This window comes from Lactiplantibacillus sp. ME-2, from assembly GCF_022549155.1.
Taxonomy (GTDB): domain Bacteria; phylum Bacillota; class Bacilli; order Lactobacillales; family Lactobacillaceae; genus Lactiplantibacillus; species Lactiplantibacillus plantarum.
On record NZ_JAKZEQ010000010.1, the window covers coordinates 82,200 to 90,767 of the forward strand.

Below are 8,568 nucleotides of genomic sequence, written 5' to 3' on the forward strand. Positions count from 1 at the left end.
GTTTAAGCTAAGTAACGAGTGATTTTCTGCATTAAAAAATTTATGAAATGAAAAACTTGCAAATACCTCGTTTGATTGGTATTCTGCACTATGACGCGAATAGAGAAAGTGGAGGAATTATAACGTGTTAGAAGTGTATTTATTTGTAAATCCGTTGGCAAACCAATGCGTACGTGATGAGCAAAACGTGTTACGGTTGGCAAACGACTCAGACAAGCAAATCCAATTTCAATTCGTACCATTACTCAATATTAATGTGATTCAACGGGCTCTAAAGTGCCAAGGAATCAAGGCATCCGACTGGCATGCTCAAAATCAACAGTCTCAAACATTGTACCGAGTTATTTTGGATTATAAAGCCGCCCTTTTTCAAGGCAAAAAACGGGGGCGTAACTTTTTAATTGCCTTGCAATCTGCAATGCTCAAGGCTGGTCAACACTATTCGGAAGAGCTCGTCAAAACGGTTGCAACTAACTGTCAGATTGACTTAGACATGTTCATGGAAGATCGGGACAGTGACTTGGCGAAACAGGCCTTTCATGCTGATCAGCGGCTTGCATCTGAAATGAACATTACCGAAGCATCGTCGGCCGTCGTTTTTGATTGCGACCAATATGATTATGGTGTCTTGCTAGAACATTTTAATTACACGACTCTTTTTGACTTAGTCAATGGCAATCTGGATCCTTTTCAAGATGCAACTCGGGCAACCAATGCCAGCTGTGCTAGCCTTGCCAACGCACAATTACACGTTTTATAATTCCAGTAATTGCAATTATTCAACTGGTCCTACCAGTCAAAAGCACCCGACGATCATTTTCGCCGGGTGCTTTTGACTGTATTTACCTTTTATAGCTGCTATAGCTGCCAGAATAAGCCTTCTGGACTCGGCAGCTAACACCCTAACTGATAAGCGGGTCAGGTCTAAAATAAGCGTCGGGACCGAACATCCTGACGCTCATTGTGCTTGCTTTTATAACTGGTTAATCTTGGGTGACCAACTGTTCAAATTCATTTAATCGTTCTTCAAATACCTCGAAAGCTGCATCAAGATAATCAGGCTTGGTCATATCAACTCCAGCTCGGTGCATGACATCGATTGGGAAAGCAGATGAACCAGCTTTCAAGTAACCGAGATAATCCGCAACAGCATCTGTCTGTTGCGTACTAATACGGTCAGCCAACGTTGAGGCCGCTGCAAAACCCGTGGCATACTGATAAACATAATAATTGTAATAAAAATGCGGGATACGGGACCATTCGTCGGCAATTTGCGGATCACTGACGACGGCGTCACCATAGTAGCGTTGGTTCAACTGCAAATAATGTTTTGACAAGCGATCGGCAGTCAAAGCCTGACCTTCTTGATCTTGCTCATGAAGCCACTGTTCAAACTCAGCAAATTGCGTCTGCCGGAAAACGGTGCCTTTAAATCCATCTAAGTAGTAATTCAAAACGTACGCCCGCATTTTTGGATCTTGTTCAGTCGCTAAGAAATAGTTCGTCAACAAGTTTTCATTAGTCGTTGAAGCAATTTCCGCCACGAAAATTGAATAGTCACCATACTGATAAGGCTGATGATGTGTCGTGAAGTAAGAGTGCATACTGTGTCCCATTTCGTGCACCAACGTATATAAATTATCAATATTATCCTGCCAGTTCAACAGCATGTATGGCGCGGTATCATACATTCCTGACGAATACGCCCCGCTACGTTTGCCTTGATTTTCCACCACATCAATCCACCGTGAAGCAAACGCTGTTTTGACGTGTTTGAGATAATCAGGACCCAAAATTTTGAGCGCTTGTAAAGCAGTTGCTTGAGCCTGCTGGTAGGAATAGTTGGTCGTCGGCTTGGGTGCCAATGGCGTGTACATATCATACATATGCAACTGATCAACTCCGAGCAGTTGTTTCCGTAACGCAACATACCGGTGCAATAAGTCCAAATGCTTGTCAACGGATGTGACTAAAGAATCGTAAACCGCCGTCGGAATCTGATTGGCAGCAAGTGCTGCCGTCCGCGCATCTGGATAATGATGAGCCTGGGCAACAAAATTGTGTACCTTGACTTGGCTAGCTAAAGTCGAAGCAAGTGTTCGCCGGAACTGGCCGTATACTTTATACAGTGCTTCAAACGCCTCTCGCCGAAAAGCCGGATGAACGGACTCAAGTAACACCCCATAAATTCCTTGTGACAATTTGACAGGGTTGCCGTCGTCATCCTTTACCGTTGGAAATTGAAAGTCAGCGTTATTCAGTACACCAAAAGTTTTCGCAGAAGCACCAAAAATATCACTAGCGCCTGCGAGTAAAGCTTCTTCGCTTTCAGACAGAACGTGTCCCTTTTGCAACCGGATCGTATCCAACAAATGCCGATAATCACGTAAATCGACGTTTTCATCAAGGTACGTATCCAATTCGCCCGGCGTTAATTCCAAGATTGCTGGTTCGAACCAGGCAGTCGCTGCGGATACCTTGGCAGTCAAACTACTAGCTTGATCGTCTAAAGCCGTATTGGTACTATTGCCAGTATCCTGGTCACTTTTCAGACTTGCGTATACCGCCACTTTCTCTAACCGACGATACAGCGCTAAAACAGCCTGGATGCCAGCCAGCACCGTGTCGGCCGAGCTTGTAAACGTTTCTTTAAGCGCAGTGACGGTGGGGATTGCAGCTTTGACTTGTGCAATATCCGCCTCATACGCGGCCTGATCTGCATAAATGGGCGTCAAATCCCACGTCAATTCTTCAGGAACGGCCGAACGGGTCGGCAATTGTTTGGTTGCTACCATGCAAATTCCTCCAATTATTTCAATATAGCACTAGATTACCACAGATTACGCCTATCGCGGTAGCATCTGTTCCGGAATCAATGTTTGCGCCATCGAAGCTGGTCGGAATTCACCTGCCACTCAGTTTTCTGCCAGTTTATCACTTGCTGCTCGCTAAGCATCGTAATCATGGTCGTTATCAGTTGTTGTATTAACGTGCCTCGTGCTTGCAGGCAGGCACGCCGGGCAAGTAATGGCCGTAATTGGGCCCAGATCAATGCCTCTAATTGTGACCCAGTAAGCCGTCCGGACTGTTGCCGCAGTGCAAAAAAGACGTGGGCGTGCCAGACCAGATATGGTACCGATAACAGCGGTAGTTGCGGCACAGTGGGCATCGTCCACGTCGGTAACTGGACAATCGTTCCTCCGCGTTGATAGCAAGCCACTTGTAACGCATCAAAACCACGTTGATGTCGAAGCCGTGCCAACATTAACTGTTGATAATAATGCCGTAAATGCGTGTCCGGCAAAGTTGGGGTGTTAATTTTAGGAGCCAATTGGCGAAAACGTAACACCGACTGGCTGCGCGTATCCAGTCGAATCGTTTGATAGGTCAGCGGTTCCGTATCCAATGTCAAGACGTGATGCAATAAACGAACACTAGTACTTTGAGTGTCCAAAAAAAGTAGAAACAGGCCCCACCGTTGCTGGTACTGCAAAAACTTCAAAGCCTTGCTATTGAGGTGCAATTGTCGCTGATAGGGGCGTCCCAACAACCATAACACTTGATAGCCATGCTGACGATAGCCCTGCGTCCGAGCTGCGAGTCGCTCCACTGACAAGGGTGAATACTGAAATTCTAACGCGAGTGGTTGCGCTGTACCTCGTCGAACCAAGATATCCGGGCGCTGATGTATCTCTGGCAAACCAGCCTCTAAGCGCACCGTATAACCACTGGCAGCGAACCAGGTCGCTAATTGTTGTTTACCACGAAGATGTTCCGTTGTTTCCCCTTCAGAGAAAGCATCACAATCCGTGGCATGGACGTGGGCAAAATGTGGCACGATCACTGCCCCCCGTTTCAATCGCACCGGCTGCACACATCCTGGACAGTAATATTCTATTTGGCGATCAGCCGTCGCCGCATTAACGAGTTGATGCTGGGCATCCATCGCGATCAACATGATGGTCCCTCCCTTCAACAACTAATTACGTCATTAAAGCCAATTCTCACGCAAACCCATCATCATTTATTGACCCCGAGCAGCACCCGTCTTTTGGCAAAGCGTCCGGCAGGCAGATTGTTTATCCGTGGATACAAAAAAGCCTTAACATTACGAATAAACGTTATGTTGAGGCAATTAACTGCTATTTAAAATAGTGCCGGATGGTTTCCAAAGCAGCATTAGACATGATCTTTTCACCATGTTCAAGTAGTACGTCAGCTGAAATATTAGCTAAATGGGCATATTCCAAGGCTACTGCGACATCATCTTTGATAGTGGCCGTTGATGATTGATCGACAAAGAAAACCAGTTCTAGATAATATTGGTCGCGATACTTGAATAAGTTAGACGCGAGTCCCTCTGGCCGGAATAATTGTGCCAATGAAACAAGATCCTCAAATTGATCGAATTTCAACACGTATTCCTTAGTTGGTGTATCAGGATCATCCAAATACGGATCGAGATCATTAGTGTCCTTAGTTGGATTATGTGCAATACCTTGTCCATCTTCAACCTGATTCGTATCCGTCTGCATCAGTTTACGCTTCAAATAATCTGAAACATCATCTTGTGAGTCGCTATCATCCGATTGGTCGGGTGACTGAGTTGCTTTAGCAATCGTATCTTGTAAATTATCACTGTTTTTGCTAATAAATAATTCTAAACCATTTCGGTTTGGTAATACTTGGAAAGTTACGGCATCATTGTCCTGAAATTGATGATCAACATCAACTTCCTCCAAGATGCTATAGAAGAAACTTTCAATTTGCTTATGATTCCCTAGTAAATCTAGTACGCGAATACCGCGTTCATTGAGATCATCATTTCCAATAACGACGCGAATCGTATCTTCGTTGATGCGTTCCATCTCCATTACAGATTCACCCCTTTCTAAGTGTCAAGGGCCATAATCACTATCACAATTCTAACTTATTTCAGTTTATTGTAAAGTAATCTATCTGAAAATACAAAAATTGGCCAATTAGTTAAGCTAACTAGCCAATGATAATCACATATTTGCTAATTGTTGTGCCCGTAATAATTCTAATGTCCGAATTTTGCGTGGCAAGAAGCGGCGAATCTCGTCCTCATTGTAACCAACTTGCAGCCGCTTCTCATCAAGCATAATTGGTCGACGTAACAGACTAGGATCATGAGTAATCATGTCAAACAATTCATTGAGTGACAAATCATTAATATCAACGTTCAGTTGTTGAAAGGCCTTTGAGCGAGTGGAAATAATTTCTTCCGTCCCTGATTCAGTCAGTTGTAGGATCTGCTTGATTTTTTCAATTGAAAGCGGTTCGGTAAACAGATTGTGTTCTTGAAAATCAATGTCGTGTGTCTGTAACCAAGCCTTGGCTTTGCGACATGAGGTACAACTTGGTGCGGTATATAAAATAACCATCCTGGGTCCTCCTTGGCATCGTTAATCAATTTTATAACATAATTCATTATACGCTACTCACTTTTAATTGTGAATAGGTTTAACAAAATTAATTTATTTAAAACTAATAATCTAAAATACAATTATTCGATATATGTATTTTTTCTATTGAATAAACCGCTTTTATAGTCATTCTTGTTATTAATTAATTCGTATACAATTTAATTATGACTTATGATATCAATAATCTATTAACGGTAAACTGACAGAAAAAGCTTAGCAAAATGATTTGCTAAGCCCTATCATACTAGCCAAGATTCAATTGTAAAAACTTTTGAGCAACTGTCACTTGAATGTCATTACCGGCGGCTGCTTGTGCTTCTTGTTGGAGTTGTGTAAATGAGACATCTTGTGGCAAGTGTGTGAGCAATAATTTTTTGACGCGGGCATCTTTGGCAATTTTACCAGACTGTGCCGACGTCATATGCCACATTTTACCAGTTTTATCTGCGGCAAAATTCGTATCAGTCATCAATAACTGTGCCCCGGCTGCGAAAGTCGCTAATTCTGGCAAATAAGCCGTATCGGCGGAAAAGACAAGTTCTTGCCCCGTCGCTCGCTCGACCAACTTAACGGCATAGGCTGGAACTGGATGTTTAGTCGGTAAAAAGCTCACATCAAACGGCCCAATCTGATTGACAGCAGCCGGATCATAGGCCCGACCTTCTGTGGCATTCGCCCAGGTCAAGGCACCAAAGTTAAGTGGATCAGCGGTGTGCCCGTAAATCGGCAGCACGGGCGTCTTCCGTTCACCAGCACGCAACTGCCAGTAATATTGTAAGACCCCAACGTCCGCTGTATGATCGTGATGATAATGAGTCAGGAGCACACTATCGAGCTGTAAGGGGTCTAAAATCTCTTCTAAGGCGTTTAGCGCCCCCGACCCACAATCGAGCAATAAATGGTAATCACCGGCTGTAATCAGGTAAGAACTCGTACCCACGCCATCGTATGGATAACCACCATAGTAACCAAGAACTGTTAGTTTCATTATTGACCATCCCTTCATTTCTCTGTCCACTTCTATTTTAATATAGCACCAAGAAAAAATGAAACCAACAACTTAACATATTTTCAATTATTTTGAAAAACACGTATAATAATAGATGTAATAAATAAGGAGTGATATTGATGAGTGGAAAGATTGCAGCAACATTTGGGACACGTAAAATTCTAACCATGATCCAACAACAAAATGCTGATCGTGACTTGTTATTAATGCAGGCCAACGCCACTGAAGATCGCTATATGCTACTCGATTTAACCGGCGAAAAAACCGTTTTTTCAAGCCCCGTAACGTATGACGTTTTACTTTCAAAAGGATCAGCTGACTGGCATGGAATGACAAGTTTCATCTTCATTGATTTACCGGAAGAAGAACAAAAAGTCTTTAAATCTAAGTTTAGTAGTTTCCGACACGATTATAATAAGCCAGATGGGCTGAAACATTTTTGGATCTTACGTGAGTCCAAAAATAATTCAGCCTTCGTGATTGTCACAAATTGGCATAGCGACTCCGAATATGCTGTTTGGCTGCGAAGCGCTTCATTCAAGCCATTTGCCAAGTACATCACCTCAGATTACGGCTACCACGAAAGTCGCTATTCATTTGTACGTTCATTAAAATCATAATCATCCGGTATTGGATATTTCAAGTCGCTGCAGTGATTGAACTGCAACGACTTTTTTCATGAATATTACTTTTACTCAACACTGCTAAATCTCATCAGTTGATATATAAGCCTCGTTCACAACATCACATTGCAGTCAGAACCAACATATGTCCCGATCAGTGTGATCCTAAAGAATCTGCCGTCAGCTTTAGTTGAGCAATCGTGAGCCCCAATCAGCCATCTGTTGAATGACACCCACCCTATTTACTGATTACAGTGCGCACCTCTTTAGGTGATCTCGTCAAACAGTTAATATTCTGAAGACACAAAAAAACGTCATTCGTTGATGAATGACGTTTGTGACGGTCCGTACGAGACTCGAACTCGTGATCTCCTGCGTGACAGGCAGGCGTCCTAAACCAACTAGACCAACGGACCAATTGCGGGAGCAGGGTTTGAACCTGCGACCTTCGGGTTATGAGCCCGACGAGCTACCAGACTGCTCCATCCCGCGATAATATAATGACCCCTACGGGATTCGAACCCATGTTACTGCCGTGAAAGGGCAGTGTCTTAAACCACTTGACCAAGGGGTCATATTTTTAAATGGTACAACGGAGAAGGAGGGATTCGAACCCTCGCACCGCTTGCGCGATCTATACCCTTAGCAGGGGCACCTCTTCAGCCACTTGAGTACTTCTCCAAAATGGGCCTAAATGGACTTGAACCATCGACCTCACGCTTATCAGGCGTGCGCTCTAAACCAGCTGAGCTATAGGCCCAAAAAAAGCGGGTAACGAGAATCGGACTCGCGACAACAGCTTGGAAGGCTGTGGTTTTACCACTAAACTATACCCGCAGAATACAGATATGGCGCGGGACGGAATCGAACCGCCGACACATGGAGCTTCAATCCATTGCTCTACCGACTGAGCTACCGAGCCATTGTAGCCATTTAGAACTATTAACTTAACGGTCCGTACGAGACTCGAACTCGTGATCTCCTGCGTGACAGGCAGGCGTCCTAAACCAACTAGACCAACGGACCAAATTGCGGGAGCAGGGTTTGAACCTGCGACCTTCGGGTTATGAGCCCGACGAGCTACCAGACTGCTCCATCCCGCGATAATAAGGAGGATGAGAGATTCGAACTCTCGCGTGGTTTGACCCACCTGACGGTTTTCAAGACCGTTCCCTTCAGCCAGACTTGGGTAATCCTCCATATGATGTAACTAGGAAATGTCCACTATTAATAGTAGATGGACCTTGTAGGGCTCGAACCTACGACCGGACGGTTATGAGCCGTCTGCTCTAACCAACTGAGCTAAAGGTCCAAGCTCTAATTCCTATCGCGGCAGGGGGAATCGAACCCTCGACCTCCCGGGTATGAACCGGACGCTCTAGCCAGCTGAGCTACACCGCGATGTGTTAAATAATCGTATATGACTACTTAATCGGGAAAACAGGATTCGAACCTGCGACCCCCTGGTCCCAAACCAGGTGCTCTA

The 8,568-nt window shown here is 44.4% G+C and carries 7 protein-coding genes and 12 tRNA genes; 2 read left to right on the forward strand and 17 right to left on the reverse strand.

Annotated features, from left to right (window positions below):
- The first annotated feature begins 124 nt into the window (after nucleotides 1-124).
- On the forward strand, nucleotides 125-760 hold the full coding sequence (locus tag MMY95_RS05595; RefSeq protein WP_003640880.1) for a DsbA family protein: 636 nt from the start codon (nucleotides 125-127) through the stop codon (nucleotides 758-760).
- Between the two features lie 223 nt (nucleotides 761-983).
- Here MMY95_RS05595 and pepF read toward each other — a convergent pair whose 3' ends face one another.
- The 5 genes from pepF to MMY95_RS05620 all read right to left on the reverse strand — a co-directional run bounded on the left by pepF (nucleotide 984) and on the right by MMY95_RS05620 (nucleotide 6,438).
- Nucleotides 984-2,795: an oligoendopeptidase F gene (pepF, locus tag MMY95_RS05600; RefSeq protein WP_104795809.1), complete on the reverse strand. Its 1,812-nt coding sequence runs from the start codon at nucleotides 2,793-2,795 to the stop codon at nucleotides 984-986.
- A gap of 77 nt (nucleotides 2,796-2,872) precedes the next feature.
- Nucleotides 2,873-3,958, reverse strand: coding sequence for a competence protein CoiA family protein (locus MMY95_RS05605; protein WP_053266972.1), 1,086 nt, complete (start codon nucleotides 3,956-3,958; stop codon nucleotides 2,873-2,875).
- 184 nt (nucleotides 3,959-4,142) lie between these two features.
- Nucleotides 4,143-4,874: an adaptor protein MecA gene (locus tag MMY95_RS05610; RefSeq protein ID WP_003640883.1), complete on the reverse strand. Its 732-nt coding sequence runs from the start codon at nucleotides 4,872-4,874 to the stop codon at nucleotides 4,143-4,145.
- A 135-nt stretch (nucleotides 4,875-5,009) separates the two neighbouring features.
- Complete coding sequence (gene spxA / locus MMY95_RS05615) at nucleotides 5,010-5,408, reverse strand: transcriptional regulator SpxA (protein WP_011101690.1); 399 nt, start codon at nucleotides 5,406-5,408, stop codon at nucleotides 5,010-5,012.
- Between the two features lie 286 nt (nucleotides 5,409-5,694).
- Entirely contained in the window at nucleotides 5,695-6,438 is a 744-nt protein-coding gene (locus MMY95_RS05620; protein ID WP_003644623.1) for an MBL fold metallo-hydrolase, read from the reverse strand.
- A gap of 140 nt (nucleotides 6,439-6,578) precedes the next feature.
- Here MMY95_RS05620 and MMY95_RS05625 point away from each other — a divergent pair, with 140 nt between their 5' ends.
- Complete coding sequence (locus MMY95_RS05625) at nucleotides 6,579-7,079, forward strand: hypothetical protein (RefSeq protein ID WP_003640886.1); 501 nt, start codon at nucleotides 6,579-6,581, stop codon at nucleotides 7,077-7,079.
- A gap of 344 nt (nucleotides 7,080-7,423) precedes the next feature.
- On the opposite strand, the gene MMY95_RS05630 is transcribed toward MMY95_RS05625, so the two are convergent.
- The 12 genes from MMY95_RS05630 to MMY95_RS05685 form a co-directional block, all read right to left on the reverse strand.
- Nucleotides 7,424-7,498: transfer RNA gene (locus tag MMY95_RS05630), tRNA-Asp, on the reverse strand.
- 2 nt (nucleotides 7,499-7,500) lie between these two features.
- Nucleotides 7,501-7,574 (reverse strand) — tRNA-Met (locus MMY95_RS05635).
- Nucleotides 7,575-7,583: 9 nt separating this feature from the next.
- A tRNA-Glu gene (locus tag MMY95_RS05640) sits at nucleotides 7,584-7,656 on the reverse strand.
- Nucleotides 7,657-7,675: 19 nt separating this feature from the next.
- A tRNA-Ser gene (locus MMY95_RS05645) sits at nucleotides 7,676-7,763 on the reverse strand.
- A 4-nt stretch (nucleotides 7,764-7,767) separates the two neighbouring features.
- Nucleotides 7,768-7,842, reverse strand: a tRNA-Ile gene (locus MMY95_RS05650).
- A gap of 6 nt (nucleotides 7,843-7,848) precedes the next feature.
- Nucleotides 7,849-7,919: transfer RNA gene (locus MMY95_RS05655), tRNA-Gly, on the reverse strand.
- Nucleotides 7,920-7,931: 12 nt separating this feature from the next.
- Nucleotides 7,932-8,004 (reverse strand) — tRNA-Phe (locus MMY95_RS05660).
- 29 nt (nucleotides 8,005-8,033) lie between these two features.
- Nucleotides 8,034-8,108 (reverse strand) — tRNA-Asp (locus MMY95_RS05665).
- Nucleotides 8,109-8,111: 3 nt separating this feature from the next.
- Nucleotides 8,112-8,185 (reverse strand) — tRNA-Met (locus MMY95_RS05670).
- Nucleotides 8,186-8,191: 6 nt separating this feature from the next.
- A tRNA-Ser gene (locus MMY95_RS05675) sits at nucleotides 8,192-8,281 on the reverse strand.
- Between the two features lie 39 nt (nucleotides 8,282-8,320).
- A tRNA-Ile gene (locus tag MMY95_RS05680) sits at nucleotides 8,321-8,394 on the reverse strand.
- 15 nt (nucleotides 8,395-8,409) lie between these two features.
- Nucleotides 8,410-8,483 (reverse strand) — tRNA-Met (locus MMY95_RS05685).
- Nucleotides 8,484-8,568 lie beyond the last annotated feature (85 nt).